The following is a 25838-nucleotide window of genomic DNA, read 5'->3' as shown; positions in this document are numbered from 1 at the left end:
CCAAACTCGCCGATGAACCACTCCGGTGGGGACTGACCACAACATTCGGTCGATACCAATGCAACCGCCATACAACTATGAATCATTAGAGTATAGCAGCAGATGTTGCATTTTTGACACTTCGGCTCGACAGTCTGCCTGCTACAGCTTGATGGCAAGCGAACCGAGGGGGAAGAAGAATGGCTGCGGGACCATTTCCATCGAATGATGAACTCGCCAACGCATCGCTGATTACTGCAAGTACAACTTTTCAGAGCACAACAGGGGCGAGCACCGCGCCGGGCGAAGATGTGAGGGCCGAACCGTCAGGCTTCGATCAGGTCGGCAGCACTGTCTGGTTTAGGTATGTAGCCCCGACCACAGGCGCGAGTTCAGTCAACACTTTCGGCTCCAATTTCGATACTACGCTCCAAGTCTTTGCTGTGACCGACCCGTCCCAGCCAGTCTCGTATAGCAATCTAACACAAATCGCCTCGAACGACGATTCCCGCATTGGAAGCACTGTCAACCCTGATTTCCGGAACTCGACTGTCGATTTCAGCGCAGCGGCCGGTCAGACTTACTATATACAAGTCGGTGGGTTTAAGCCTGCAACGATCTCGGAAGGACAAACCGGCAATCTATCCCTCAACGTCACGCCAGTCTGCTTCACCTCCGGCACGCTCATCCGCACGCGGCGTGGAGATGTCCCAGTCGAGCATCTCGCCGTAGGCGACGTCGCCGTTACGGCGAGTGGTGGCCAGCGCCCAATCCGTTGGATCGGCCATACTACCCTCGACGGCTGCGGCCGCGAGTTCCGGGCCGTCCAGCCCGTGCGCATCGCCGCGGGTGCGTTCGGCGAAAGTCGGCCGTCTCAAGACCTCTTCGTGTCGCCCGGTCATGCCGTCTGCATCGACGTCCTCGGCGAGGTGCTGATCCCGGCCTCCCGTCTCACCAACGGCGCCACGGTCGCGCAGGTCGAGGTTGACGCTGTCACCTACTGGCATGTCGAACTCGACAGTCATGACATCCTCATCGCCAACGGCCTGCCGGCCGAGAGCTACATCGATTGCGGCAACCGCAACTTCTTCGCGACCGGGCAGGGCGCCGTCGATCCCGTTCGCAGCAGCAGCCTTGCCGATTATTGCCGCCCGCTTGCAGACGAGAGCGTTATACGCGCGGTGCGCAGCCGCCTGCACACACGCGCCCTCGATCTCGGCTGGACCTGCGCCACGGACCCGCTCGCCGGCCTCCATCTCGTGGCGGATGGGCTGGTGATCCGGCCGGACGTGGCCGGCACGACTGCACGCTTCCTGCTACCGGCTGATGCCCAGGACGTCTTGCTGGTGTCCGACACCAGCGTTCCGGCCGATCTGGGCGAGAGCAGCGACGAGCGTCGCCTCGGCGTCAGCCTGTCGGGCCTTAGCGTCGATGACGGCCTGACTGGGCGTCGCGAGATCGCGCTCGACGATCCGCGGCTTGATGCCGGCTTCCATGCGCTGGAGACTGAAGGCGGAGCGCACCGCTGGACGAACGGGCAGGCCCATCTTCCGTCCTCCCTATGGGTAGGCTGCCGCGGCCACGTGTTCGTCCGGGTGGATTGTCAGGCGAACGATCTGATGCGCTGGGTCGCGCCGATCGGCGCGGTCGAGGCATCCCGGCCGGTGTCGGCCATGCCGCATCTGCGCATCGTCGTCTCGGCCGCTTGAGCCAGAAGCGGGCGGTCATCGAGGCCGCCCGCCAGGTGTGAAGTCGAGGACATAACGCAGCCGAGACATCCTCTACACCGTGACGGTCGCCGACACCGTGGGCACCTCGGCGAGCCGCGTCGTGTAGCGCGGCGTGCGCATCTCGAACGTCGTCGACCACGTCCGCTCCGCCGCCGGATCCGCTCGCGCCGGCACCACGCTGCCCCGCCCGAAGCGCGCGTTGCAGGCGTCCATCGCCGCCATCAGCGCCGCCCCGCTCGCGGTCGAGCGCCCCGCACGGTGCCCAAGGGCTCTCGGCCGGGGCACGCGGTCGGTCATGATCACCCCGGCCTTGCTGTCGCGCCACGGCGCGCCGGCCGGCTCGCGCCGCGTGCGTGCCCTCCGAGCCGCACCGCCCGGATCGGCGCGAGGCTGTCGTTCGGGGCCTCCGGCAAATGCACCACCGTCGAGACCGAGCGCATCGGGTCGCCGCGGTCGTGCTCGCTGGTGTGGTCGAAGACCGTCACCTGATCGGTCGCCGGCCCGTCCCGCCGCAGCTTCTCGCCCCGCCGCGTCGCATGCGCCGCTACCGCCTGCTCCGGCAACGCCCGCTCGGCGGTGCGGGACGAGAAGCTCCGCGTCACCGCGCAGCGCTTGCGACGGCCCGGCACCAGATCCAGGGCCAACCAAGTGCGCCCGCGTAGCGCGTGGATGATGCGCTCGCCCACCACCATGAGCGCCTTGCGGGCCGGGCGCGGGTCGAGGTCGCGCAGGTCCGCCACCGTGTCGCGTCCAGCGCCGGCTGCTTGGCGAGCGACGCGCGTCCCACACCCCAGCCCTCGCCGACTGAGATCGCGATCAGCCACACCATGCCAAGGGGCAGGACCATTGGCTCGCTAGCCATACTGCAGGGCGCACCACTTCACGGGGGCTGATCCCCTCTTGCGAGAATGTCCATGACGGAACCGGGTCCTGAGCGCCCGCGCGCCGGGACGCAGCCTCCGCCGGCCGCACGGCCGAAGCTGCGGTGATTCACGGCGCCGAGGCGGCGGAACCGCCGCCGCGAACCGACTCCGGCGGGCCGCGCGTCTCCGCGCGTAGGGACGCCCGCAGGCCTCCAGTGACATGCGGGGGCAGACGGTGTTCAGGATCGAGCCCGACCTGCCGAAGCACTGACGGTTGACGGCCCGGCGACCGCACCCGTCCCACCTTCAGCCGGTCTTCATGCTCTGATTGCTTCGCATCGACCTCGGGTCACCGCCCAAATCTGGCCCAGGACGAATTCTTTTTATATTCGGAACTGCTCCGGACAGCAAATCTGCGCCAAACTGTCGGATGGTTGCCTTGGCGTTGGAGTTGTTGCAGATTTGCCGATGATTGGAAAAAAACTCAGTCTTTGCCGAAAATTTACCATTTGTTAATCATGTGAATCTCAGGTCGTCTTCCATCCGGCAACCACGCCATGGGAAGCGTGGGCGACGCCGCGGGCGCCTCGTCGATCCTGACGCGATCGGCACGGCGACCCGTCGAACGGATGACGCGACCGACTGGGGGATGGGCGATGGCGTATACCTACGAAGGCTACAAGTGGAACGGCAACCCGCTCGGCACGGCGGGCGGCAACGTCACATGGTCGGTCGACGGCACCGTTCCGGCGAGCTTCGAGAACGACCTGGCGCAGGCCTTCCGCTGGTCGGACTACGGCAACATCACCTTCACCAGGGTGGCGTCGAGCGCCAATATCACCTTTACGTATGGCAATATCGACGGTCCCCTGAACGTGGCCGGCCGGGCGACCACCAGCTTCAACCCGGCCAATGGCCGGATCAATTCGGTCAACATCATCCTCGACAGCTCCGAGAACTGGACGGAGGATGCCGGCGGGGTGGCGACCTCGTCGCTGTCCGGCGTGCGGCTGAGCACGGTGGCGCTGCACGAGGTCGGCCACGGCATCGGCCTCGGCCACATCGAATCCGAGCCCGCCATCATGAACTCGGTGTCGAGCCCGGCCGTCAACACGCTGCAGGCCTCCGACATCGAGGGCGTCCAGGCGATCTACGGCGTGGTCTGCTACGGCCCCGGCACGCTGATCCGGACCATCGCGGGCGACGTGGCGGTGGAGGATCTGCGGATCGGGGATCTGGTCGTCACGGGCTCCGGCGAGCATCGCCCGGTCCGCTGGCTCGGCCAGCGCACCGTCGCCTGCCGGCAGCACCCCGATCCGCGCATGGCCCATCCGGTCCGCATCGCCCGGGACGCGATCGGCCCCAACAGGCCTTGCCGCGACCTCACCGTGTCCCCGGAGCACGCCGTGGCGGTGACGGTGGTCGATGAGGTGCTGGTTCCCGCCCACCGCCTCGTGAACGGCGCGACCATCGCGTATGCCGAGTGCGAGACCATCACCTACTGGCACGTCGAACTGGACAGCCACGACATCCTGATCGCCAACGGCCTGCCCGCCGAGAGCTACATCGATTGCGGCAACCGCAGCTTCTTCACCGGCTGCCAGGGCGAGGCCGCCCGCGCCCCGTCCGGCTCGCTCGCCGCCTATTGCCGCCCGCTCGCGGATGAGACGGTGGTCAGGGCCGTGCGCAGCCGCCTGCGCGCCCGGGCGCTCGACCTCGGCTGGCAACTCGCCACCGATCCGCTCGCCGACCTGCACGTCGTCGCGGACGGGCGGGTGGTCCGGCCGGACGTCCTGGGCACGCGCGCGCGCTTCGTGCTGCCGGTCGACGCGCAGGAGGTCTGGCTGATGTCGGACACCGGCGTCCCGGCCGAGACGGGCGAGAGCGGAGACGTCCGCCGGCTCGGCGTCAGCCTGTCGGGGATGAGCGTCGATGATGGGCTGACCGGGTGCCGGGAGATCGCGCTCGACGATCCGCGGCTCGGCGAGGGCTTCCATGTCCTGGAGGAGGACGGCGCCCGGCACCGCTGGACGGACGGCCGCGCGCGTCTGCCGGCCTCGCTGTGGGCGGGCTGCCGCGGGCAGGTCTTCGTGCGCGTGGAACTCCTGGAGAGCGAGCTGGCCCGGTGGGTCCCGCCCGCCGCGGAGGCCGGGCCGAAGGGCCACGCGCCGCGGCTGGTCTGGTCGGCCTGAGGACCGGGCGCACCGGCCTCCGCGTCGTCAGGCACGGCCCTATTCGGCCGGGAGGTGCCCCGGTGCGGCCGCGGGGGGCTCCGGCTTCGCCGGGGGCCTCTGCGCCGCGGCCCCCCGGCCCTTGCCGCCCATGAGCCGCCACGCGCGCTCGCGCAGGCCCTGGAACACGACGTAGAGCGGCGGGATCACGAAGATGCCGAGGAAGGAGGCGGCGATCATGCCGCCGAAGACCGGCGTGCCGACGTTGCGCCGGGCAAGCTGCGAGGCGCCGGTGGCGATCACGAGCGGCAGCAGGCCGAGGATGAAGGCGAAGGAGGTCATCATCACCGGGCGGAAGCGCAGCCGTGCGCCTTCCGTGGCCGCCTCGTGCAGGCCGACGCCCCTCTCCCGCTGCTCCTTGGCGAACTCGACGATCAGGATGCCGTTCTTGGCCGCGAGCCCGATCAGCACCACCATGCCGATCTGGCCGTAGAGGTCGAGGGTGAGCCCGCCCCAGACCATCGCCGCGAAGGCGCCCAGGATGCCCACCGTCACCGACAGCAGCACCGGGACGGGAATCGTCCAGCTCTCGTAGAGGCCGACGAGGAACAGGAAGGCGAACAGCACCGCGAAGGCGAGGATGATCGCGGTCTTGCCCTCCGCCCGCTTCTCCTGGAAGGCGGTGTCGGTCCATTCGCCGCCGAAGCCGGCCGGCAGGGTGCGGGCCGCGACCGCCTCCATGGCGGCGAGCGCCTGACCCGAGGAGACGCCCGGGGCCGGCGAGCCCTGCAGCGTCACGGCGCGCAGATTGTTGTAGCGGATCAGCGCGGGCGGCCCGACCACGATGCGCACCTCGGCGAGGCTGCGCAGCGGCACCATCTCGCCCTCGCGGTTGCGCACGTTGATGCGGTAGATGTCGTCGATGCTCGCCCGGTCGGCGGCCTCGGCCTGGACCTGGACCTGCCAGGTGCGGCCGAACAGGTTGATGTCGTTGACGTAGTAGCCGCCGAGCGAGGCCTGCAGCGCCTGGAACACGCTGTCGAGCGACACCCCGAGGATCTGGACCTTGTTGCGGTCGATGTCGAGGAAGACCGAGGGGTTGGTCGCCGAGAAGGTGCTGAACACCCGGCTGAGCTGCGGCTCCTGGTTCGCCGCGATGACGAGACCGCGCAGCACCTGGGCGAGCTCCTTGGGGTCGCCGCCGCGCAGGTCCTCCAGCACGTAGGCGAAGCCGCCGCCGGTCCCCAGGCCGATGATCGGCGGGGGCGCCAGCGGCACCACCAGCCCGCCCGGGATCTCCCGGAAGCGCTGGCCGAGGCGTGCGATCAGCGCGTCCACCCCGTCGCCCGCCCCCTTGCGCTCCTCGAAGGGCTTGAGGGTCACCACCAGGAAGGCCGCGTTGCTCTGCGAGTAGTTGTCGATGAAGTTGAGGCCGATCACCGAGGTGACGTCGGCCACGGCGTGCTCCTGGCGCAGGGCCGCCTCGGCCCGGGCCGTGACCTCCGCGGTGCGGCCGACCGCGGCGCCCTCGGGCAGCTGCACCACGACGAAGAAGGCGCCCTGGTCGTCCTCCGGCAGGAAGCCCGTGGGCGTGACCTTGGCGAGCTGCGCCGTGCCCCAGGCGGCCGCGAGCGCCAGGACGAGGCCGATCGCCGACAGGCGCACGAGGCGCGCGACCGCCGCGCCGTAGCCGTCGCGCACCCGGTCGATGGTGCGCATCACCAGGCCCATGAGGCCGCGGCGCGGGCCGTGATGGGGCCGCAGCAGCACCCCGCACAGGGCGGGCGAGAGGGTGAGCGCGTTGATGGCCGACAGGGCCATCGAGACCGCGACCGCCACGGCGAACTGGCGGAAGAGTTCCCCCGAGATGCCGGGCACGAAGGCCACCGGCACGAAGACCGAGAGCAGCACCAGGGTGATGGCGATGATGGGGGCGGTGATCTCCGCCATGGCGCGCTTGGTCGCCTCGCGCGGAGACAGCTCCGGGTGCTCCTCCATCACCCGCTCGACGTTCTCGACCACCACGATGGCGTCGTCGACCACGATGCCGATGGCGAGCACCAGGGCGAGCAGCGAGACCGAGTTCGCCGAGTAGCCGACCGCCTTCAGCGCCACGAAGGTGCCGATCAGGCTCACCGGCACGGCGATCGTCGGGATCAGCGTCGCCCGCAGGCTGCCGAGGAAGAGAAAGACCACCACGACGACGAGCACGAACGCCTCGACGAGCGTCTTCTGCACCTCGTGCACCGTCTCGGTGATGAAGGCGGTGGGGTCGTAGGTGATCTTCCACTCCAGGCCCTCGGGGAAGGCCTTGGCGAGGTCGGCGACCCGCCGCCTGATCTCGGTCAGGGTGGTGATCGCGTTGGCGCCGGGGGACTGATAGATGGCGACGACCGTCGCCGGGCTGCCGTTGAGCCGCGTCTCGCGGTCGAGGCTCGCCGCGCCGAGTTCGATCCGGGCCACGTCGCCCAGGCGCAGGAGCGAGCCGTCCGGATTCGTGCGCAGCACGATGTCGCGGAACTGCTCGGGCGAGGTCAGCCGCCCCTGCGTCTGGATGGTGAGCTGGAGCTGCTGCTCGTCGGAGATCGGGCGGGCGCCGATCCGCCCGACCGGCGCCTGGACGTTCTGGGCCTGGATCGCCGCGATGACGTCGCCCGCCGTCAGGTTGAGGCCGGTGAGCTGGTCGGTGCGCAGCCAGGCCCGCATGGCGTAGTCCTGCGGTCCCCACAGCGTCGCGTCGCCGACCCCCGGCGTGCTCTTGATCCGGTCGAGCAGGTTGATGGTGACGTAGTTCGAGATGAAGAGCGGGTCCTGGATGCTCTTGGGCGAGGAGACCGCGAGCACGCCGAGCAGCGCCGAGGACTTCTTCTTGACCGTCACGCCCTGGCGGCGGACGTCCTCGGGCAGCTTGGCGAGCGCGATCTGGACCCGGTTGTTGACGTTGACGGCGTTGATGTCGGGGTCGGTGCCGAGTTCGAACGAGGCCGTGAGCGTGTAGCTGCCGTCGTTGCCGCTCACGCTCTTCATGTAGATCATCTTGTCGACGCCGACGACCTGGGACTCGATCGGCTGGGCCACCGTGGTCTCCACCACCGCCGCGGAGGCGCCCGGATACATCGTGGTCACCGAGACCTGCGGGGGCACGATGTCGGGGTACTGCGCCACCGGGATCGCGAAGAGCGCCAGCGCCCCCGCGATCGACGTGACGATGGCGATCACCACCGCGAGCCGCGGCCGGTCGACGAAGAGGGCGGAGAACATCGGCGTCAGGTCCTGCTGGTGGGCGGCGCGATCGGGTTCGCCCGCACGGCCAGCCCGGGCCGCACCCGCTGCAGGCCCTCGACGATGACGAGTTCGCCGCCCGAGAGCCCCTCCTCGATCACCGCGTCCTGGCCGTCCGCGCCGGGACCGGGCTTCACCCGCCGGACCACCGCCCGCCCGTCCTCGACCACGAAGACGTAGACCCCGCCCTGGTCGGCGATCAGGGCCGACTGGGGCACCACGACCTTCTCCTGCGGCGTCCCGGTCTGCAGGGCGACCTGCACCAGCTGCCCGTCGCGCAGGCCGCCGGAGGGATTGGGCATGACGGCGCGCACCAGCACCGTGTCGGTGGTGCGGTCGACGCTGACGTTGACGAAGTTCACCCGCCCGACCTGCCCGTAGGCGGAGCCGTCCGGGAAGCGGATCCGCACCGCGACCTTGCTGCGGTCGATCTGCTCCTGACCCTCCTGCGCGCGCAGGAACTCGCGCTGGCTCACCGGGAAGGTGACGTACATCGGGTCCTGGCTGACGATGCTGGTGAGGACCCCGCTGTCGGGACCCACCACGTTGCCCTTCGTCACGCTGGTGCGGCCGATGCGCCCGGCGATCGGCGCGGCGATCCGCGTGTAGCCGAGGTTGATCTGCGCGGTCCTCAGATTCGCCTCGTCGCCCATCACCGCGCCCTTCGACTGGTCGAGGGCGGCGCGGGCCTGGTCGCGGGCCACCACGGTGCCGGCGTTGCGGTCGAGCAGCTCCTGCGCCCGCTGCAGCTGGATCGCCGCGAGGGTCTGGGCCGCCCGGCTGCGCTCCAGCGCGCCCTCGGCCTGCATCACCGCCGCCTGGAACAGGTCGGGCTCGATCTGGTAGAGCGGGGCGCCCTCCTTGATCGGATCTCCCTCCTTGAACAGCACGGCCTCGAGGTAGCCGGTCACCCGCGCCCGCACCTCGACCCGGCTCACCGCCTCGACGCGGCCGACGAAGTCGAGCGCCTTGTCGATCGCCCGGCGCTGGGCCTGGACCGTGCCGACCGTGAGGACGGCGCCCGGATCGCCCTGGGCGCGGGCCGGCTCCGGAGGCCCGGCCGCCGGCACCAGGACCAGGAGGGCGAGGAGGAGGGAGGGACAGCGGAGCATGGTCGCTTCTCGCCCGGCCGCCATCTCGGGATGGCACTCCATCCTCGCAGGTCGGGCCCGCGCGGCTTGATCGGATGGGACAGTTCCGCTCGGCCCTGCGCCGATGCGGCGGCCCCCGCGCGAGGAATCAGTCGCCCATCAGGTGGCGGAGCGGCGCGTGGCGGAGCCGGATCCGCTTGGCGCCCGCCCGCAGGAGCGCGCCCTCGGCCTCCAGCCGCGTCACCGCGCGCGATACGGTCTCGATGGTGAGCCCGAGATAGTCGGCGATGTCGCGCCGGGTCATCGGCAGGACGAACCAGCCCGATCCGACCGAGCGCTGCTCGATCTCCGACAGGAAGGCCGCGACGCGCTCGACGGCCGAGCGGCGGCCGAGCAGCAGGACGTGATCCTGCCCCTGCTCCAGCTGGCGCAGCGCGGCCAGCCACAGGGTGCAGGCGAGGCGCGCGTCGCGGCGGGCGGCGTCCTCGATGGGCCGGCGGGGATAGACCATCGCCACCGTCTCGACGACGGCCTCGGCGGAATGGCTGTGCCGCGGCCCCGCGGTGAGGCCGAAGACGTCGCCCGCGAGATGGAACGCGCTGACCTGCCTTCGGCCGTCGGTGAGGACGGTGACGTCGCGGACCGCCCCGCTGATCACCCGATAGATGGATCTCGCCTCCTCGTCCGCCCCGAAGATCTCCTGCCTGCGTCCGAACAGGACGCGCGTGCCGATCAGGCCCGGTAGCGCCATCAGGCGCGGCAGATCCTCCGTGCAGCCATCGGCCGGGCCGGCCGGCGCGACCGGCACCGCGACGTCCCTCGCTGCGATCACCAAGGCGTCCTCCTCGCGCACCATCGGACGAGGGGCTGCGGACACGGGGCCTTCGCGTCGCAGCGGCCGCACGAGCCGACCCGACGGGGCGGCCAGCCGCCTGTCGACGACGTAAGAAAAACCGAAGAAAAACTAACCTATTTGATTCAGCCGATCAAGATAAACAAGCATCGTCTTCTCGCTCGCGTTCAAGCCGTGTGCGATGCGATCGAATACCTCCGTCCTCTCATCGATCAGGAGGGGGACGATTCGGTCGGATGCCCGGCGACATCGAACGAGACCGAGGGCAGCGGCCGCCCGGGCCGGAGGCCCCGCGGTCCTTGACCCAGATCAACGGCACCGCTGCCGCCCCGATTATCATCGCGGCGAGCCGGACGCGCCGGCATCCCGTGCCGCTGCCGGCCGGGTTCCTCGCGTCGATGCAGGACCAAGCGCCTCGGCCGGATGGCCCCGGGGCGCTTCCGGGTGGGGGACCGTCCTGCCCGCCCATGCGCAGGGGGGGCGCGAACCGTCATGACAGCCCGACCGCTTCCCCGCCCCGCAGGCGGAGCCGGCGAGGCGAACGGCGCCTCTGCGCAGGCCGTGCGGGCCGGTTCGCCGGCCCGGCGCGAGGGGGCGGCGTCCCGCGGCGAAGGCCGGCGCTTCAAGCCCGATGCCGCGCCGGACCGGATCGGGACGGCGGCGGGCGGCCCGGAGCGTCTCGCCCGCTCCCGACCCGTCGACCTCGTCCATGCCGGCGCGGTCCGGGCGATCTGCGGCCTGCTCGTCCAGGGCGGCATCGATCCCGCCGGCCTGCTCCAGCAGGCCGGGATCGAGGCGCGGTCGCCCGGTACGATCGAAGCCGTCCCGTTCGCCGCGCTCGGGCGCCTGACGGCGCTGGGCGCGGAGCGGACCGGGTGTCCGCATTTCGGGCTCCTCGTCGGCCAGCGCGCCACCCTCTCGTCGCTCGGCCTCCTCGGCGTGCTGATGCGGCACTCCGAGACGGTGGGCGATGCGCTGCAGGCGCTCGCGGACCATCACGGTCGCCTGGGCCGCGGGGCGGTGATCGAGGTGCCGACCAGCGGCAGCCTCGCCATCGCCAGCTACACGCCCTACCGGCCGGAGACCGAGGGCGTGGCGCTGCAGTGCGAGAGAGCCCTGGCGACCATGACGGCGCTGCTGCGCGCCCTCTGCGGCCGGGATTGGGCGCCGGACGAGGTGCTGATGCCGCGTCGCGAACCGCCCGATGCGGCGCCCTATGCCGCGTTCTTCCGGGCGCCCGTCCGGTTCGGCCATGAGAGCGCCGCCCTGGTGTTTCCGGCGCGTCTCCTGCGGCGGGCGATCGAGGACGCCAACCCGCTCGCGCACCGGATCGCCGAGCGGCGGATCCGGCAGATCGAGGCCGCCTGTCCCGCCGGCGTGACGGACGAGATCCGGCGGCGCCTGTGCACCACGACCACCCAGAAGCCGCTGAGCGGGCTGCAGGTCGCGCACATGCTGGCGATGCACCGCCGCACGCTGAGCCGCCGGCTGAAGGCCGAGGGGACGAGCTACCGGCTGGTGGCCAACGAGACCCGGCTCGGCCTCGCCAAGCAACTGCTCGCCGACACCGACATGAGCTTGGCGCAGATCTCGGCGACGCTGGACTTCTCCGAACCGGCCGCCTTCACGCACGCGTTCCGGCGCTGGACCGGCACCACCCCGAGCGCGTGGCGACGCGACGCCGTCGCGCCCGAGGAGACGGGCGATCAGGCCGCCGTGATCCCGCCCGGCAGGGTCTCGCCCTCGCGGCCGAGTTCGCCTGAGTAGCGCGACGGGTCCTGCGCGGCAGCGAGCCCGCGCGCCGAGGCCGATTCCGGCCCGCCCTCACTCGGACGGCGGCTGCTTGTCGGAATGGATGCCGAAATGATGGCGCCGCTCCGAGACCGTATATTGCAGGATGTAGTCCTGCAAACGGATGTGGTCGTCGCCGATGTATTGTCCCGTGCTCCCGAAGTTCTGCCTGGCTTTGGCTCCGGCGCCGTCGTGAACGACCGAGACCAGGGCTTGGACCTCGTCGGGCGCGAGGTCCGGCCTGAGGCTGGCGACCGCGAGCGCGACGGCCTCGAACCATGCGGCCAAGCCCGCAGGAGGACGGCTCCCCGTCGTGAGGCCGACCTGATGCAGCGAGTTCACCGCGACGCAGGCGATCACCACCTTCACCGCCCGGCTGGCCGGGATCGCGTAGGCGTCCCCAACCTGGACCTGCCGCACGAGGGGCGCCGCGCGGGCGCCGCGGGCCGCGAGGCTGCGCCTGTAGGCGTCGCAGGCCCTGTAGCCGGGCAGAGGCGGCGGACCCTCCGCCGGCCGCGCGAGGCCGGAGGAGCGGGATTCCTGCAGGTCGCCCGCCAGCACCATGACCGCCGCCAGGCAGGCGCCGCAGATCGCGGTTCGCGCCGCCCCGATGCGAGCAGGCCGGGTCGAGGGCGTGCCGGGCAGCGCAGGCCACATGTCTTGCTCCCTGCGATCAGGGGCGGGCTGCCGTTCGATCAGGGCCGTTCACGGCGTCGGCGCCGGATGAGCCACGGTGCGCGCAACCGCGCCCAGGGCGGGAGGAGCGGCGCCGTCCCGTCCGCCTCACCGCTGCCACTCTAGCGGACGGGGGCCAGCCCCGCATCATCCGGTCGGGTGAGGCCGGCGGCCCGGCCGAGCCCGCATCAGCGCGCGCCGCCCGCCTCGCCCGCCGGGCGCAGGGAGCCCCGCGCGAGGGCGATCGCCTCGGCGAGGACCGCCGGGTCTCCGACCTCGTGGGCGAGGATCAGCACGAGGCGGGCGTTGAGGGCCGCGCTCTGCGCCTCGCTCAACCCCTCGTGGGCGCGGATCAGCGCCTCGTAGACGGCATCGGCCGCGCCGGCGAAGCCGTCGTCCCGTCTCAGCCGCGTCGGCATCAGGCAGCCTCCCGGGCGGCCTCGGGCGGATGGCCGCAGGCGCGGGCGAGCGCCCGGGCGAGGGCCGGCGCGTCGATCCCGGACCAGCGCGCGGCCACGTGCGCGTCCGGCCGGATCAGGTAGGTGGTGCCGGGCCGTCCGCCGTAACGCAGCGCGGCCAGACCCTCCGGATCGCGCAGCACCTCGGCGCCCGGCAGCGCGAGCGGCCGGTCGGCGACGACCACCTGGCGGAGATCGGGCCGAGCCGGGACCGCATCGAGATCCGGCGCCTCGCCGCCGGCGAAGGTCAGGAGGGTGAAGGACCCGCCGAGCCGGTCGAGCAGCCAGCCGGCCCGGCCGGCCGCATCGACGACCGGGGCGTCGAGGCAGACCGCGCCGGGCGCGAGGCCGTCCGGCGGGGATTCGGCGTCGGGCGTCTGGAGCGAGAGACCCGCAAGGCCGCAGGGCCGCGACAGGCGCCCGGCATTGAGCAGGAGCCTTGCGAAGGGCGCCTCGGCGGCGAGGGCCAGCACCCCGTCGCGAAACAGCCGCTCGGCCCCGGTCTTCGGCGTCATGAAGCCGGTGGTGCGGCTCGAATGCAGGATGTTCTCGTCCGCCCCCCGGCCGCGCTCCTCGTCGTAGGTCGCGATCAGGCTCGCGGGCGCCCGGCCCTGCAGCACCAGCGCCAGCTTCCAGCACAGGTTGTCCGCATCCTGGATGCCGCCGTTGCCGCCGCGCGCGCCGAACGGGCTCACCACGTGGGCGCTGTCGCCCGCGAAGACCACGCGGCCGTGCACGAACCGCTCCAGCCGGGCGCAGCGGAACGAGTAGACCGAGCACCATTCGAGCGTGACCGGCGTGTCCGCGCCGACGATGGCGCGCACCCGCGGCATCACCCGCTCGGGCTGCCGCTCCAGCTCGGGATCCGCCTCCGGCCCGAGCTGGAAGTCGATGCGGAAGACGTCGTCCGGCTGGCGGTGCAGCAGCGCGCTCTGGCCGGCGTGGAAGGTCGGCTCGAACCAGAACAGGCGCTCGGTCGGAAAATCGGCCTTCATCCGCACGTCGGCGATGAGGAAGCGTTCCTCGAAGCGCTGGCCCGCGAAGGGCAGCCCCATCCGGGTGCGGGTGGGCGAGCGCGCGCCGTCGGCGGCGATCACCCAGGCGGCGTCGAGGCCATAGGGACCCTCCGGCGTCGCCACCGTCAGGCGCACCCCGTCCTCCCCCTGCACGAGGTCGGTGACCTCGCTCCGCCAGCGCAGGTCGATCAGGTCGGGGAACTCGGCCGCGCGCTCGATCAGGTACTGTTCGACGTAGTATTGCTGCAGGTTGACGAAGGCCGGGCGGCGGTGGCCGGTCTCGGGCAGAAGGTCGAAGCGGTAGAGTTCGCGGTCGCCGTGGAAGACGCGGCCGACGCTCCAGGTCACGCCCTTGTCCACCACGCGGTCCCCGACCCCGAGCCGGTCCCAGATCTCCAGCGTGCGCTTGGCCCAGCAGATCGCCCGGCTGCCGCTGGCGACGGTGTCGCCGTCGTCGAGCACCACCACCGGGACGCCGCGGGTCGCCAGATCGATGGCGCAGGTGAGCCCGACCGGCCCCGCGCCGATCACCGCCACGGGATGGCGGCGGGCCTCGCCCCGCAATTCCGGGGGCGCCGTGAAGGGAAAGCGTGGGGCGGTCATGCGGGACCCTCGGGCGTGTCCTCGATGCGAAGGGGGCCGGCCCGGTTCTCGTCCGGGCTCGTCCGGCGGCGTCAGCCTTCGAGGGCGCGCCACATCTCCATGTCGCGCTCGGCGGTCCAGATGCGCGGCGTGTCGAGGCCCTTCGCCTCGTCGTAGGCGCGGCTGACGTCGAAGGGCATGCAATGCTCGAAGATGACCCAATGCCCGTACCGGGGCCGCATCTCGCGCATGGCGCGGTCGTAGACGGCCTTGAGGTCGTGGCCGGCCGCAACGCCCTCGCGGGCGATGGCGTAGAGGTCGCGCAGGAAGGCGCGCGTGCCCTCCAGCCCCTCGCGGATCCGCTCGGGGGTCGTCAGCGCCTCGCCGCGGCCGGGCACCAGGGCCCGGGGCTGCAGCGCCTCCAGCCGGTCGAGGGTCGCGGGCCAGTCCTGGAAATGGGCGTCGCCGCAATACGGCGTGGCGCCGTACTCCACGAGATCGCCGGAGAACAGGACCTTCTCGTCGGGCAGCCACGCGATCGTGTCGCCGGCGGTGTGGCCGCGGCCGGCATGGATGATGCGCACCTCGCGCGAGCCGAGCCAGAGCGTCATCTCGCGGTGGAAGGTCAGCGTCGGCCACGTCAGCCCGGGAATCTCCTCGCGCCCGCGGAACAGGCGGGGAAAGCGCTGGATCTCCGACTCCATGTCCTGCTGCCCGCGCTCGACGATCATGGCGCGGGCGACGTCGCTGGCGATGACGTTGACGCGGTCGGGGTAGCCGGCGACGCCGAGCACGCGCACCGCGTGGTAGTGGGTCAGCAGCACGTGCCGGATCGGCTTGTCGGTGACTTCGCGGATGCGGGCCACGAGGTCGCCGGCCATGCGCGGCGTGGCGCGCGCATCGATGACGAGCACCGACTCGTCGCCCACCACCACGCCGGAATTCGGATCGCCCTCGGCGGTGAGCGCGTAGACGCCGGACGCGAGTTCCGTGAAGGTCTCCCGCTTCTCGGCCAGATCGGCCTGGCTCGCGAACCCTTTGCTCATGAGGCGTGTCCTCCCCCTCGCCGGGGCCGGCTGCGGCGCCCCCGCGGCGCCCGGCCGGGGCATTGCCAAGGCGGCGGCGCTGTGCTTGTTGCGTCTGCAACCACCTCTATGCGGTTGCGTCTGCAACGGTCAAGGGCAACGGTCGAGAGGATGCCGCGTTCTGCCGAAGCGGTGCGCCGGTCGGGAGCGCGCATGGATCCATCGAGCCCGGACCGCCTGAACCTGCTCAGCTTCGTGCCGTTCCGGCTCAACCGGCTCGCCGCCGAGTTCAGCAACGCGCTCGCGGCCGATTACGCGCGGTTCGGGATCGACATCCCGGAATGGCGCGTCCTGGCGACGCTCGGCATGCACGCCGCGCCGCGCAGCGCCACCTACGTGGTGCGCTGCACGCGCACGCACAAATCGCGCATCAGCCGGGCGGTCGGCCATCTCATCGAACTGGGACTGGTCGAGCGGCAGGAGGCGCCCGACGACCGGCGCGAGATCATGCTGCAGCTCACGCCGCGCGGGCGGGAGGTCTACCGGGAGCTGCTGCCGGTCCTGCTGGCGCGCGAGGAGCAGCTCCTGTCCTGCCTCGACGCCTCGCAGCGCCGCGCGCTGGAGGGGCTGCTGCACACGCTTGAGGAATCGCTCGGCCTGATGCGGTGCGAGCCGGACTGAGCAGACCTGCACGGGGACATTCTGCTTGGGCCTTTGCTGTTGCATCATGTCCGCCGCCGAGCCGGTGAGCACTTCCTCCGGCCTGTCCAGCACTGGCCGCTTGGCCGGTAGGATCGAGCGGAGGAACGCAGCGGTTGGGATGGGCCCAACCAACTCCGGCGCCCTACCCCACCCTCACCCCCGCGGCTGGCCGATCGCGTCCAAGAGGTCGGTGAACCAGGGGGTGGCGGGGTCGAAGGCCTTGCCGCCGCGGATGCGCGGGAAGGCGATGGCCTGCAGGCGGCCCTCCTGCTCCTCGTCGTGGCCGATCACCCCCGACACGCCCTTGAGCGCGCACTCCACCGCGAGGTCGACCATGCTCTGGATCAGTCGCAGGTCGTCGGCGTTCGGGGCGGCCGAGCGGGCGAAGTGGCCGGATTTCTGCACCAGCGCCTTCTCGACGCCGAGGCGCGGGCCGAAGCGGTCGGCGAACCACTTGCCGACATTGACCGTGTCGATCTTGACGTGGCCGAAGGGGTCGCGCCCGAGCACCTCGCCGCGGCTCTCGATCTCGGCCACGATCGCGTCGAGACCCGCCCCCTCGCTGATGAACAGCGTGACGCAGTCCTTCGCGGCCAGGCGGCCGCGCAGGCGCTCGGCCTCGCGGTCGAGGTCGATCGGGACCTCCGGCACGTAGACGGCGTCGATGTCGTGGTGGGCGGGCGCGAGGTTGAAGGCCGGCAGGAAGCGCTTGCGCGCCAGCCGCTCGCGGTAGGCGCGGGCGGTGGCGGCGGTGAGCCAGCCGCAGTTGCGGCCCATCACCTCGTGCACGAGCAGCATCTTCGGGTTGGCGCTCTGCTCGTTGACGATGTTCTCGAAGAACAGCGCCCCCTGCTCGGCCGCCGTCCAGGCGCCGAGCGACTGGCGGATCGGCACCACGTCGTTGTCGATGGTCTTCGGCAGGCCGACCACGGTGAGGTGGTAGCCGTTGCCGTCGAGATAGGCGGCGAGGTCGGCCGCCGTGGTGTTGGTGTCGTCGCCGCCGATCGTGTGCAGGATCGTCACGCCGTCGCGGGCGAGCTGGTCGGCCGCCACCTTCAGCGGGTCCTCGCCCTCGCGCACGAGGCCGCGCTTCACGCAATCCTTGACGTTGGTGAGCTTGACCCGGCTGTTGCCGAGCGGCGAGCCGCCGTGGCGCAGGAGCGTGGCGGCCTCGGCCCGCACCTGCGGGGTCACCGGCAGCGCCTCGCCCTTCAGCAGCCCATAGTAGCCGCTGCGGTAGCCGATGATCTCGATCTCGGGGGCGAGGTCGGTGTAGCGGCCGATCAGCCCGCCGACGGCCGCCGACAGGCAGGGCGCGAGGCCCCCGGCGGTGAGCATGGCGACTTTGGGGGTGGTCATGCGCGGCTCCCGGGCTCGTCCTCGCGACGGGACCCGCATGATGGACCCGGGCCGGCCGGGCGCCAAGCCCGGCGCCGGGCCCCGCCGGTCAGCCCTCGGCCTTGCTGATGTCGGGCGCCTCGGGGTTCTTCATGCCGACCACGTGGTAGCCGGCATCGACGTGCAGCACCTCGCCGGTCATGCCGCGCGACATGTCGGAGACGAGATAGGCGGCGGTCTCGCCGACTTCATCGGTGGTCACGGTCCGGCGCAGGGGCGCGTTGTACTCGTTCCACTTCAGGATGTAGCGGAAGTCGCCGATGCCGGAGGCGGCGAGCGTCTTGATCGGCCCGGCCGAGATGGCGTTGACCCTGATCTTCTGGGGGCCGAGATCCGCCGCGAGATAGCGCACGGAGGCTTCCAGCGCGGCCTTGGCGACGCCCATCACGTTGTAGTGCGGCATCCACTTCTCGGCGCCGTAATAGGTCAGCGTGACCAGCGAGCCGCCGTCGCGCATCAGCTTCTCGGCCCGCTGAGCGATCGCCGTGAACGAGTAGCAGGAGATCAGCAGCGACTTGGTGAAGTTTGCCTCGCTGGTCTCGACGTAGCGGCCGGTCAGCTCGTCCTTGTCCGAGAAGGCGATGCAGTGAATCACGAAGTCGAGCGCGCCGCCGAAATGCGTCCCCGCCGCCGCGAACACCGCGTCGATCGAGGCCGGATCGGTGACGTCGCAATGGCCGACGACCGCCGCGTCGAGCTCCCGGGCGAGCGGCTCGACGCGCTTCTTGAGCGCTTCGCCCTGGTAGGTGAAGGCGAGGGCGGCGCCGTGCTGGTGGGCGCTGCGCGCGATGCCCCAGGCGATCGAGCGGTTGTTGGCGACCCCCAGCACGAGGCCGCGCTTGCCGGCGAGCAGGCCGGGCCGGGGCGATGCCGCGTGCTCGAAATCCTCGATCTGTGCCCGGTTCGAATCCGCCATGTGTCACCCAGAAAGCTGCCGCGGAATGGCCTGCCGGGCCGCGGGTGCGGGCACCCGTGAGCGGCTCCGCACCGGCATCCTTAGCCGACCCCCGCAGGCGACGGAAGTCCGCGCCCTCCCGCGAGCGATGAAACGCAGGGTGGTGTGGCCCGGACGCCTGAGCGGGTTGGCTGTGCCGGGGGGGCGCCCGACCGGATGCGCCGAGCCGGCGCCGGCCTGGGCCTGATCTCCCGGGAGGAGCTGGACGATCTGCAACCGGTTCGAGAGGCGCGAGGATCGCCCGGCCGATCATGACGTGTTGCCCGTGCTCCCCCGCGACGTCCCGGCCGCGGCGAAGGGCCGTCAGCCCGCGGTGGCCTTCTGGCTGCGCCGCTTGCGGGCGTAGTCGGCGAGGGCCTCGTCGCTGCCCGCGGGCAGCACGATGGCGATCGCCGCCAGGAGGTCGCCGCGGCTGCCGTCCTTCTTCGGCAGGCCCTTGCCGCGCAGGCGGAAGGTGCGGCCGGAGCTGGTCATCGGCGGGATCTTCATCTCCACGGCGCCCGTGAGGGTCGGGACCCGGATCGGGCCGCCCAGCACCGCATCCTCCAGCGGCACCTCGACGGACAGGCGCAGGTCCGCGCCCTCGATCTGGAAGCGGGGATCGGGCGCGAAGCGCAGGGTGAGGAGCGCGTCGCCGGGCTCGGCCCCGCCCCGGCCGGGATGGCCGAGGCCGCGCAGGCGGATCGTCTGGCCGTCCGCGACGCCCTTGGGCACCACCACGTCGACCTCGCGCCCGGTCGGCAGCGCGAGGCGCAGCGTCGCCTCGTTCACCGCCTGCTCCAGGGTGATGGTGAGGTCGGCGGCCACGTCGTCGCCCTTCTGCGCCCCGCGGCCCGCGGCCCCGGCGCTGCGGAACGCCTCGCCGAAGAACTGCGAGAAGATGTCGTCGCCGAAGCCGCCCGCCCGCCCGGCCCCGCCCGGGAAGCCTTCGAAGCCCGAGAAGCCCCCGGCGCGCCCGCCGCCGCCGCCCGGAAATCCCTCGAAGCCGGTGAAGCGCGGCTTGCCCTCGGCGTCGATGGCGCCGCGGTCGAACTGCTCGCGCTTCTTGGCGTCGCCCAGGATCTCGTAGGCTTGGTTCACCTCGGCGAAGCGGTCCTTCGCCTTGGCGTCGTTGGCGTTGCGGTCGGGGTGGTAGGTCTTCGCGAGCTTGCGGAAGGCCTTCTTGATCTCCGCCTCGTCGGCGGTGCGGCTCACGCCGAGCACGTCGTAGGGGTTGCGCATGGGGGTCCGGAATGCCGTTGTGGAGCGTCGGCGCTCCGAGGGAATCGACTGCCCGCAATGTGGGCGGCGTGTTGCCGGATTGCAACGCGCCGTGCGAGGCAGCACCTCGACCCGCGGCGTCAGGCCGGCGCCCGCGTCGCCTTCAGGCTCTTCAGCTCCCAGCTGCCGCCCGAGGGCCGGCAGCCCGTGCCGCGCACGAACCGGCTGCCGGACGGCGCGATCACGGTCGCCAGGAAGTTGCGGCAGATCTCGTCGTTGGCGACATAGGGCAGGCCGGTCGGGTTGACCATGCCGCGCATCTGCGAGTCGGGGTTGTCCCACTTCACCGGCTGGCCGTTGCCCTGGGGGTCGAGGGCGACGCCGAGCGCCGCCTTGGCCCGCCGCCAATCCTCGACCGACAGGTCGGTGCCGAAGCTGCGCGGCGCGCCCGTCTCGATGCTGCCGGTGGTGGCCGGCTCCGGGGGCGGCGCCGGGCTGGCCGCGAAGGTGATGAGCGGCTGGGTGCAGCCGCCCAGGGCGACGAGGCCGAGCGCGCCGGCCAGCAGCGCCGGGCCGACCAGGAGGGCGGCCGTCAGGCCGCATTCCCTGCCATGTCCTTTACACGCGAAACGACGCATTACACCTGTTCTCACGGCGGGGGCGGTCCGGCGCCGCGACGCGAGCCTGCGACGCCGGTCTGCCCCCGCATCCGGATGTCACATGCGAGGACGATGCCGTGGGCGAGTTAAGGAAGGATGAGTTCACCGAGCGCGCGGATCCGTTCGCGCTGTTTCGGGACTGGTTCGAGGAGGCGAAGGCCTCCGAGCCCGAGGACCCGAACGCGATGGCGCTGGCGACCGCGGGCGCCGACGGGCTGCCGGACGTGCGGATCGTCCTGCTCAAGGGCTTCGACGAGCGCGGCTTCGTCTTCTACACCAACACCCGGTCGATGAAGGGCGTCGAACTCGCCGAGAACCCCCAGGCCGCCCTGGTCTTCCACTGGAAGAGCCGCCGCCGGCAGGTGCGCGCCCGCGGCGCCGTGAGCCGGGTGACGGAGGCGGAGGCCGACGCCTACTTCGCCACGCGCCCGCGCGACAGCCGGCTGGGGGCCTGGGCGAGCCGGCAGTCGCAGCCGCTCGCGAGCCGGGCCGACCTGGAGCGGGCGGTGGCGGAGACGGCGGCGCGCTTCCCCGAGGGCGACGTGCCGCGCCCGCCCCACTGGACCGGCTACCGCATCGCCCCCGCCACGATCGAGTTCTGGCAGGACGGCGCCTTCCGGCTCCACGACCGGGTGCGCTTCACCCGGGCGGGCGACGGGTGGGAGCGGGCGCGGCTGTTTCCCTGACGGGCCTCCGCGCGGACGGGCCTCCGCGCGCGGGCTTGCTGCGGCGCCGCGAGACTGGATTTCGCCGCCCGGGCGCCTTAGACCTGGGGCTCGTTCGCGTGCCCGCCTCCCGGGCGCGCCCCGCTCCGGATTCGAGGAACGGCCTTGGCCAACTCCAGCAACGAACGCCGGCGCGTGATGCTGCTCACGGGCGCGAGCCGCGGCATCGGGCACGCCACCGTGAAGCGCTTCTCCGCCGCCGGCTGGCGCGTCATCACCTGCTCGCGCCACGCCTTCCCGGAGAACTGCCCCTGGGAGATGGGGCCGGAGGACCACCTCCAGGTCGATCTCGCCGACCCGCAGGACACGGTCCGCGGCGTCGAGGAGGTGGCCCGGCGGCTGGAGGCCGAGGGCGGGCTCCTGCACGCCCTCGTCAACAACGCCGGCATCTCGCCCAAGGGCGAGGGCGGCGCGCGCATGGGCGCCATCGCCACCCCGTTCGCCGACTGGCAGCGGGTGTTCCAGGTCAACTTCTTCGCGCCGATCCTGCTGGCGCGCGGCCTGTGCGACGAACTCACCCGCGCCCGCGGCTCGATCGTCAACGTCACCTCCATCGCGGGCTCGCGGGTGCATCCCTTCGCGGGGGCGGCCTACGCCACCTCGAAGGCGGCGCTCGCCGGCCTCACCCGCGAGATGGCGGCGGATTTCGGCCCGCTCGGCGTGCGGGTGAACGCGATCTCGCCGGGCGAGATCGACACCTCGATCCTGTCGCCCGGCACCGACAAGCTCGTGGCGCAGATCCCGCAGCGCCGCCTCGGCACGCCCGACGAGGTCGCCAAGGCGATCTACTTCCTGTGCACGGAGGCGTCCTCCTACGTGAACGGGGCCGAACTCCACATCAACGGCGGACAGCATGTGTGAGCGCGCGCGCGCCGCGCTCGCCCTCCTGATCCTGGCGGCCGGGGCGGCGGCGAGCCCGGCCGCGGCCGACCCCGCTCCCGCGGCGGCCGGGTCCGTGGCCGCGACGTCCGTGGCGGCGATCCTGCCGCTCGCCTTCCGGGCCGACCAGATCCGCGGCCCCGGCAGCGAGGCGGCGCTGGCGGCCGAGACCTCCGGCCTCCTCGGCCGCAAGGTGTCGGGCGGCGTCGCCCTGCTCTGGGGCGAGGGCGGCGGCGCCGTGCTGTCCCTCTCGGGCGAGGCGGTGGCGGCGACGCCCGTCTCGGCGGAGGCCGCCGAGGGGCTCGCCGCGGCCGAGACGCCGCGGGACGCGTGGCCCGGCACCCGGCGCGCGCTGTCCGGACCGGTCTCGGCCTATCTGTCGGGCCGCGGCAGCGAGGCGGGCGCCCCGACGATCACCGTGCGCGAGCGCCAGCCCGTGGCGCTCGGCGGCGATCCGAAGCCCGTGCCGGTCTCCACCGCCACCGTGCCGGCCGGCCCCGATGCGGTCTTCACCGGCGACGAGGTGCGGGCGGCCGAGATCGACGGCGGCCTCGCGCTCCTCGCCCTCAAGGCGCGCGGCGCGGCCACCAGCCTCGCGGTGATCGGGCGCCGGGACGGGGCCTGGGGGCTGCGGGCTGAGACGCCGGCGCTCGCCGGCAGCCTCGGCCCGGTCGCGGCCGGCAACTTCGACGGCAGCGGCCGGCTCAGCCTCGCGCTGGTGCGCTCCGAGGCGGGCGAGGGCCGGCTGCAGCACTGGCGCATCGCAGAGGGGCGCGCGGTGCTCGCCGCCGAGGCGCCGGGCTATGCGGAATCGGGCGCCGCCCTCGATCTCGACGGCGACGGCACCGCCGAACTCGCAATCCCGACCCGCGACCGCCGGGCGCTCGCCGTGGTCTCGCTCAAGGGCGGCATCACCGAGCGGGCGCGCGTCGCGCTGCCGGCGCCCGCCAGGGCCGGGCCGCTGGTGCTGGGCAGCGGGCGCAAGGCCCACGTGCTGATCGGGCTGGAGGACGGCCGCGTGGCCGACTGGCGCCCGTGACGGCGGACGCCTCCGCCCGGCGCTACCCGGCCCGGCCGTTCCTGGCCGCCTCCGTGGCGGTGGTGCGCGACGGGCGCGCCCTGGTGGCGGCCCGCGGCGGCGCGGCGCTGCACGGCCTGTGGTCGCTGCCCGGCGGCCTCGTGGAGACCGGCGAGACCCTGGCCGAGACGGCGTTGCGCGAATTGCGCGAGGAGGTCGGCGTCGAGGCCGAGATCGTCGCGACCCTGAGCCCCGTCGAGGTGATCGAGCGCGACGCCGAGGGCCGGGTGCTGCACCATTTCGTGATCCAGCCGCACGCGGCGCGCTGGCTGCGGCACGAACCGGTGACCGGCGACGAGGCCCTGGCGGTCGGCTGGGTGACGGTCGAGGAGGTGCAGGCCCTGCCCACCACCCCGGGGCTTGCCGGGATCCTGGTCCAGGCGCTGGCCGCGGTGGCGGCGGCCGGGGAGCCCGCATGAGGCGCGCCCGCGTCCTCGCCGCCCTCGTGGTCCTGCTCCCGGCCGTCGCCGGGGGCGCGCTGGCGCAGGGGCGCTCGCGCCCGCCCGCCGCCAAGCCGCCCGAGAAGGAAGCCCCGCCCCCTCCCCCGCCGGACCTGCCCGCGCCCTACGACAAGGACCTGCTGCGCCTGTCCGAGATCATCGGCGCCTTGAGCTTCCTGCGCGATCTCTGCGGCCAGTCGGACGCCGCCGAGTGGCCCACCCGCATGAAGGCCCTCCTCGACGCGGAGGGCACCACCCCCGGGCGCCGCGACCGGCTCGCGGGCGCCTACAACCGCGGCTATCGCGGCTACGCCATCACCTACCGGATCTGCACCCCCTCCGCCCGCGAGGCGGCCACCCGCTTCATCGCCGAGGGCGAGCGGCTGAGCGCGGCGCTGGCGGGGCGGTTCGGGGGATGAGCCCGTCCGGGCGGAGCGCCGGGGGCGCTCCGTCCCATGCGGCGGGGCTCGGACGTTGCACGTCGTCAGAAGCTGCCCTTCCTCAGAAATTGCACTTCCTCAGAAGTTGCACTTGGCGGCCGGCACCGTGATGAAGCGGCCGGTGTTGGGGTTGTAGATCGCCTTCTTGCCGACCGCGCAGGCCCGGCCGTCGAGCCGGCCGTCGTCGTAGACCTTCTTGCCGGACTGGCCGTCGTAGATCGCGAAACGATGACCGGGGCGGGCAAAGCTCTCCGTGGCCATCGCCGAGAGGGCGGTCGCACCGATCAGGGCGGCGGTCATGATCTTGGTCAGCATCGTCGTTCTCCATTGGATCGTGATGGTTGATCGATGAAGGTGGAAGTCAAGCCGCGACGCGGAAGCTATCATCTGTTCATTCTGAGATAATTCGCTGATCTTGCCGCTTCCTGATGTCTTGATGATCTCGCCGGCGCCGTGAATGCTGGCTGAACAAAAGTACATTTAGAGGATATCGCCGATGTCACCGTGCGATTCGGCACGTCCGGCATCGCGGTGTGGTTTCTCACATCGTATAGCGAAAGACGAACATCGATGGCCCGGAGCTTTGGCTGGCGGTTCGGCAGCGGGCGCGAGGAATCTCGACGCCGGCAATGCCCGATCTCTCCATGAAAGACGATCACCGTGCACTGACGTCGGAAGCGTCGTGGCACCGAGATGATGCGAGATCTTAGACTTGGCCAAAGACGATGAAGCTGGAGAAAATTGCAGAAGTGATGCCTTGAGTACTATGCAACGCCGCGCTCCGCCTGTACGGTGAAGTCGTAGGTCTTCAGGACTCAGATATTGGGAGCGAACATGGCGCGGATGTTGCCTGTCGGTCTCTCGGTCATCCTGCTCTGGGCGGGCGCCGGTCTTGCGCAAGACAAGGCCGGCTTCGTCGAACTCGGCCCCAATGCGAGTCTCGGCGGGCGGCGTCTGCTGCCCGACGACAGCCCCTGGCATCGGGACGTCTCGCGCGATCGCGTCGATCCGCGATCCGACCGGATCCTCGCCCGCATCGGGCTGAACACGACGCTGCATCCCGATTTCGGCACGCAGTGGGAGGGTGCGCCGATCGGCATCCCGTACGTCGTCGTCGGCAAGGATCAGCCCCGGGTGCCGGTGCGCTTCACCGACGCGGACGAGAGCGACCCCGGCCCCTATCCGATCCCGCCCGACGCCCCGATCGAGGGCGGGCCGAAGGGAACGGGCGACCGGCACGTGCTGGTGCTCGACAAGGACCGCTGGATGCTGTGGGAGTTGTTCAACGCCCATCCCCTCGGCAAGGCCGGCTGGAAGGCGGACAGCGGCGCGGTCTGGGACCTGAAGACCAACCAGGTGCGCCCGCCCCGCTGGACCTCCGCCGACGCCGCGGGGCTGCCGATCCTGCCCGGGCTGATCCGCTACGACGAGGTGGTCGGGCAGAAGAGCCTCGACCACGCGGTGCGCTTCACCCTGAGCAAGACGCGCCGGGCCTACCTGCCGCCGGCCAGCCACTGGGCGAGCGACCGGCGCGACGAGGACCTGCCGCCGATGGGCATGCGCCTGCGCCTGAAGGCCGGCTTCGATCTGTCCGGCTACGCCGAGGAGGTGCGGGTGATCCTCCAGGCCCTGAAGACCTACGGCATGATCCTGGCCGACAACGGCAGCGACATCTTCCTCAGCGGCGCCCCCGATCCGCGCTGGAACGACGATGCGCTGCGGCAGCTGCGCCGGGTGAAGGCCAGGGATTTCGAGGTCGTGGAGATGAAGGGCATCGTGACCGAATGATGCCAACGGCCCAAGATGCCGACGCATCGATCTCGACCCCGGGCAAGCCCGGGATCGA

22 protein-coding genes and 1 pseudogene are annotated in these 25838 nt (G+C 71.7%); 10 read left to right on the top strand and 13 right to left on the bottom strand.

Features of this window, described 5'->3' with window-relative positions; genetic code table 11:
- Positions 1-179: 179 nt before the first annotated feature.
- Positions 180-1688, top strand: a complete 1509-nt coding sequence (locus MFF61_RS27490; RefSeq protein ID WP_238240880.1) for a Hint domain-containing protein — start codon at positions 180-182, stop codon at positions 1686-1688.
- 72 nt (positions 1689-1760) lie between these two features.
- Here the strand turns inward: MFF61_RS27490 and MFF61_RS27485 are convergent.
- Positions 1761-2532 (bottom strand): annotated as a pseudogene (locus MFF61_RS27485) (DUF4113 domain-containing protein); the annotation flags it as partial.
- A gap of 696 nt (positions 2533-3228) precedes the next feature.
- On the opposite strand from MFF61_RS27485, the gene MFF61_RS27480 reads away from it, so the two are divergent.
- Complete coding sequence (locus MFF61_RS27480) at positions 3229-4764, top strand: Hint domain-containing protein (protein WP_238240879.1); 1536 nt, start codon at positions 3229-3231, stop codon at positions 4762-4764.
- 39 nt (positions 4765-4803) lie between these two features.
- Here MFF61_RS27480 and MFF61_RS27475 read toward each other — a convergent pair whose 3' ends face one another.
- The 3 genes from MFF61_RS27475 to MFF61_RS27465 all read right to left on the bottom strand — a co-directional run bounded on the left by MFF61_RS27475 (position 4804) and on the right by MFF61_RS27465 (position 9948).
- Complete coding sequence (locus tag MFF61_RS27475) at positions 4804-8004, bottom strand: efflux RND transporter permease subunit (protein WP_238240878.1); 3201 nt, start codon at positions 8002-8004, stop codon at positions 4804-4806.
- A 5-nt stretch (positions 8005-8009) separates the two neighbouring features.
- On the bottom strand, positions 8010-9137 hold the full coding sequence (locus MFF61_RS27470; RefSeq protein ID WP_238240877.1) for an efflux RND transporter periplasmic adaptor subunit: 1128 nt from the start codon (positions 9135-9137) through the stop codon (positions 8010-8012).
- A gap of 127 nt (positions 9138-9264) precedes the next feature.
- The gene (locus MFF61_RS27465; protein ID WP_238240876.1) at positions 9265-9948 is read right to left on the bottom strand and encodes a helix-turn-helix domain-containing protein; all 684 of its coding nucleotides are present in this window, start codon (positions 9946-9948) and stop codon (positions 9265-9267) included.
- A gap of 513 nt (positions 9949-10461) precedes the next feature.
- Here MFF61_RS27465 and MFF61_RS27460 point away from each other — a divergent pair.
- Entirely contained in the window at positions 10462-11736 is a 1275-nt protein-coding gene (locus MFF61_RS27460) for an AraC family transcriptional regulator (RefSeq protein ID WP_238240875.1), read from the top strand.
- A gap of 57 nt (positions 11737-11793) precedes the next feature.
- On the opposite strand, the gene MFF61_RS27455 is transcribed toward MFF61_RS27460, so the two are convergent.
- From MFF61_RS27455 to MFF61_RS27440, 4 genes are all read right to left on the bottom strand, one after another.
- Positions 11794-12417, bottom strand: coding sequence for a hypothetical protein (locus tag MFF61_RS27455; protein ID WP_238240874.1), 624 nt, complete (start codon positions 12415-12417; stop codon positions 11794-11796).
- 206 nt (positions 12418-12623) lie between these two features.
- Positions 12624-12854, bottom strand: coding sequence for a DUF2783 domain-containing protein (locus MFF61_RS27450; RefSeq protein ID WP_238240873.1), 231 nt, complete (start codon positions 12852-12854; stop codon positions 12624-12626).
- Positions 12854-14512 carry an FAD-dependent oxidoreductase gene (locus MFF61_RS27445; protein WP_238240872.1) on the bottom strand — a complete coding sequence of 553 codons (1659 nt, stop codon included), beginning with the start codon at positions 14510-14512 and terminating at the stop codon, positions 12854-12856. The genes MFF61_RS27450 and MFF61_RS27445 overlap by 1 nt, the downstream gene beginning before the upstream one ends.
- A gap of 71 nt (positions 14513-14583) precedes the next feature.
- Entirely contained in the window at positions 14584-15537 is a 954-nt protein-coding gene (locus MFF61_RS27440; RefSeq protein WP_238240871.1) for an MBL fold metallo-hydrolase, read from the bottom strand.
- 192 nt (positions 15538-15729) lie between these two features.
- On the opposite strand from MFF61_RS27440, the gene MFF61_RS27435 reads away from it, so the two are divergent.
- Positions 15730-16197, top strand: coding sequence for a MarR family winged helix-turn-helix transcriptional regulator (locus MFF61_RS27435; protein WP_238240870.1), 468 nt, complete (start codon positions 15730-15732; stop codon positions 16195-16197).
- A gap of 174 nt (positions 16198-16371) precedes the next feature.
- Here the strand turns inward: MFF61_RS27435 and MFF61_RS27430 are convergent, their stop codons facing one another.
- The 4 genes from MFF61_RS27430 to MFF61_RS27415 form a co-directional block, all read right to left on the bottom strand.
- Positions 16372-17577, bottom strand: coding sequence for a pyrophosphate--fructose-6-phosphate 1-phosphotransferase (locus MFF61_RS27430; protein WP_238240869.1), 1206 nt, complete (start codon positions 17575-17577; stop codon positions 16372-16374).
- Positions 17578-17665: 88 nt separating this feature from the next.
- The gene (fabI, locus tag MFF61_RS27425; protein ID WP_238240868.1) at positions 17666-18532 is read right to left on the bottom strand and encodes an enoyl-ACP reductase FabI; all 867 of its coding nucleotides are present in this window, start codon (positions 18530-18532) and stop codon (positions 17666-17668) included.
- A 342-nt stretch (positions 18533-18874) separates the two neighbouring features.
- Positions 18875-19792, bottom strand: coding sequence for a DnaJ C-terminal domain-containing protein (locus tag MFF61_RS27420; protein ID WP_238240867.1), 918 nt, complete (start codon positions 19790-19792; stop codon positions 18875-18877).
- A gap of 119 nt (positions 19793-19911) precedes the next feature.
- Positions 19912-20409, bottom strand: coding sequence for an RT0821/Lpp0805 family surface protein (locus MFF61_RS27415; protein WP_238240866.1), 498 nt, complete (start codon positions 20407-20409; stop codon positions 19912-19914).
- Between the two features lie 98 nt (positions 20410-20507).
- Between MFF61_RS27415 and pdxH the strand changes: the two genes are divergently transcribed.
- From pdxH to MFF61_RS27390, 5 genes are all read left to right on the top strand, one after another.
- Positions 20508-21116, top strand: coding sequence for a pyridoxamine 5'-phosphate oxidase (pdxH, locus tag MFF61_RS27410; protein ID WP_238240865.1), 609 nt, complete (start codon positions 20508-20510; stop codon positions 21114-21116).
- A gap of 177 nt (positions 21117-21293) precedes the next feature.
- Positions 21294-22016: an SDR family NAD(P)-dependent oxidoreductase gene (locus tag MFF61_RS27405; RefSeq protein WP_238240881.1), complete on the top strand. Its 723-nt coding sequence runs from the start codon at positions 21294-21296 to the stop codon at positions 22014-22016.
- A complete protein-coding gene (locus tag MFF61_RS27400; RefSeq protein WP_238240864.1) occupies positions 22009-23073 on the top strand; it encodes a hypothetical protein in 1065 nt (354 codons plus the stop codon). Before MFF61_RS27405 ends, MFF61_RS27400 begins: the two co-directional genes overlap by 8 nt.
- On the top strand, positions 23070-23531 hold the full coding sequence (locus MFF61_RS27395; RefSeq protein WP_238240863.1) for an NUDIX hydrolase: 462 nt from the start codon (positions 23070-23072) through the stop codon (positions 23529-23531). Before MFF61_RS27400 ends, MFF61_RS27395 begins: the two co-directional genes overlap by 4 nt.
- Positions 23528-23971: a TIGR02301 family protein gene (locus tag MFF61_RS27390; protein ID WP_238240862.1), complete on the top strand. Its 444-nt coding sequence runs from the start codon at positions 23528-23530 to the stop codon at positions 23969-23971. Before MFF61_RS27395 ends, MFF61_RS27390 begins: the two co-directional genes overlap by 4 nt.
- A 99-nt stretch (positions 23972-24070) precedes the next feature.
- On the opposite strand, the gene MFF61_RS27385 is transcribed toward MFF61_RS27390, so the two are convergent.
- On the bottom strand, positions 24071-24307 hold the full coding sequence (locus tag MFF61_RS27385; protein ID WP_238240861.1) for a hypothetical protein: 237 nt from the start codon (positions 24305-24307) through the stop codon (positions 24071-24073).
- 519 nt (positions 24308-24826) lie between these two features.
- On the opposite strand from MFF61_RS27385, the gene MFF61_RS27380 reads away from it, so the two are divergent.
- Complete coding sequence (locus MFF61_RS27380) at positions 24827-25780, top strand: hypothetical protein (RefSeq protein WP_238240860.1); 954 nt, start codon at positions 24827-24829, stop codon at positions 25778-25780.
- Positions 25781-25838 lie beyond the last annotated feature (58 nt).

It is taken from the genome of Methylobacterium isbiliense (genome assembly GCF_022179325.1).
Taxonomy (GTDB): domain Bacteria; phylum Pseudomonadota; class Alphaproteobacteria; order Rhizobiales; family Beijerinckiaceae; genus Methylobacterium; species Methylobacterium isbiliense.
Note: the sequence above shows the minus strand (reverse complement) of the source record. Positions and strands in the feature narration are given on the sequence as shown.

Coding starts and splice junctions, on each gene's coding strand:
- MFF61_RS27490 (WP_238240880.1), top strand. CDS start 180: ATGGCTGCGGGACCATTTCCATCGAATGATGAACTCGCCAACGCATCG.
- MFF61_RS27480 (WP_238240879.1), top strand. CDS start 3,229: ATGGCGTATACCTACGAAGGCTACAAGTGGAACGGCAACCCGCTCGGC.
- MFF61_RS27475 (WP_238240878.1), bottom strand. CDS start 8,004: ATGTTCTCCGCCCTCTTCGTCGACCGGCCGCGGCTCGCGGTGGTGATC.
- MFF61_RS27470 (WP_238240877.1), bottom strand. CDS start 9,137: ATGCTCCGCTGTCCCTCCCTCCTCCTCGCCCTCCTGGTCCTGGTGCCG.
- MFF61_RS27460 (WP_238240875.1), top strand. CDS start 10,462: ATGACAGCCCGACCGCTTCCCCGCCCCGCAGGCGGAGCCGGCGAGGCG.
- MFF61_RS27455 (WP_238240874.1), bottom strand. CDS start 12,417: ATGTGGCCTGCGCTGCCCGGCACGCCCTCGACCCGGCCTGCTCGCATC.
- MFF61_RS27450 (WP_238240873.1), bottom strand. CDS start 12,854: ATGCCGACGCGGCTGAGACGGGACGACGGCTTCGCCGGCGCGGCCGAT.
- MFF61_RS27445 (WP_238240872.1), bottom strand. CDS start 14,512: ATGACCGCCCCACGCTTTCCCTTCACGGCGCCCCCGGAATTGCGGGGC.
- MFF61_RS27440 (WP_238240871.1), bottom strand. CDS start 15,537: ATGAGCAAAGGGTTCGCGAGCCAGGCCGATCTGGCCGAGAAGCGGGAG.
- MFF61_RS27435 (WP_238240870.1), top strand. CDS start 15,730: ATGGATCCATCGAGCCCGGACCGCCTGAACCTGCTCAGCTTCGTGCCG.
- MFF61_RS27430 (WP_238240869.1), bottom strand. CDS start 17,577: ATGACCACCCCCAAAGTCGCCATGCTCACCGCCGGGGGCCTCGCGCCC.
- fabI (WP_238240868.1), bottom strand. CDS start 18,532: ATGGCGGATTCGAACCGGGCACAGATCGAGGATTTCGAGCACGCGGCA.
- MFF61_RS27420 (WP_238240867.1), bottom strand. CDS start 19,792: ATGCGCAACCCCTACGACGTGCTCGGCGTGAGCCGCACCGCCGACGAG.
- MFF61_RS27415 (WP_238240866.1), bottom strand. CDS start 20,409: ATGCGTCGTTTCGCGTGTAAAGGACATGGCAGGGAATGCGGCCTGACG.
- MFF61_RS27405 (WP_238240881.1), top strand. CDS start 21,294: ATGCTGCTCACGGGCGCGAGCCGCGGCATCGGGCACGCCACCGTGAAG.
- MFF61_RS27400 (WP_238240864.1), top strand. CDS start 22,009: ATGTGTGAGCGCGCGCGCGCCGCGCTCGCCCTCCTGATCCTGGCGGCC.
- MFF61_RS27390 (WP_238240862.1), top strand. CDS start 23,528: ATGAGGCGCGCCCGCGTCCTCGCCGCCCTCGTGGTCCTGCTCCCGGCC.
- MFF61_RS27385 (WP_238240861.1), bottom strand. CDS start 24,307: ATGCTGACCAAGATCATGACCGCCGCCCTGATCGGTGCGACCGCCCTC.
- MFF61_RS27380 (WP_238240860.1), top strand. CDS start 24,827: ATGGCGCGGATGTTGCCTGTCGGTCTCTCGGTCATCCTGCTCTGGGCG.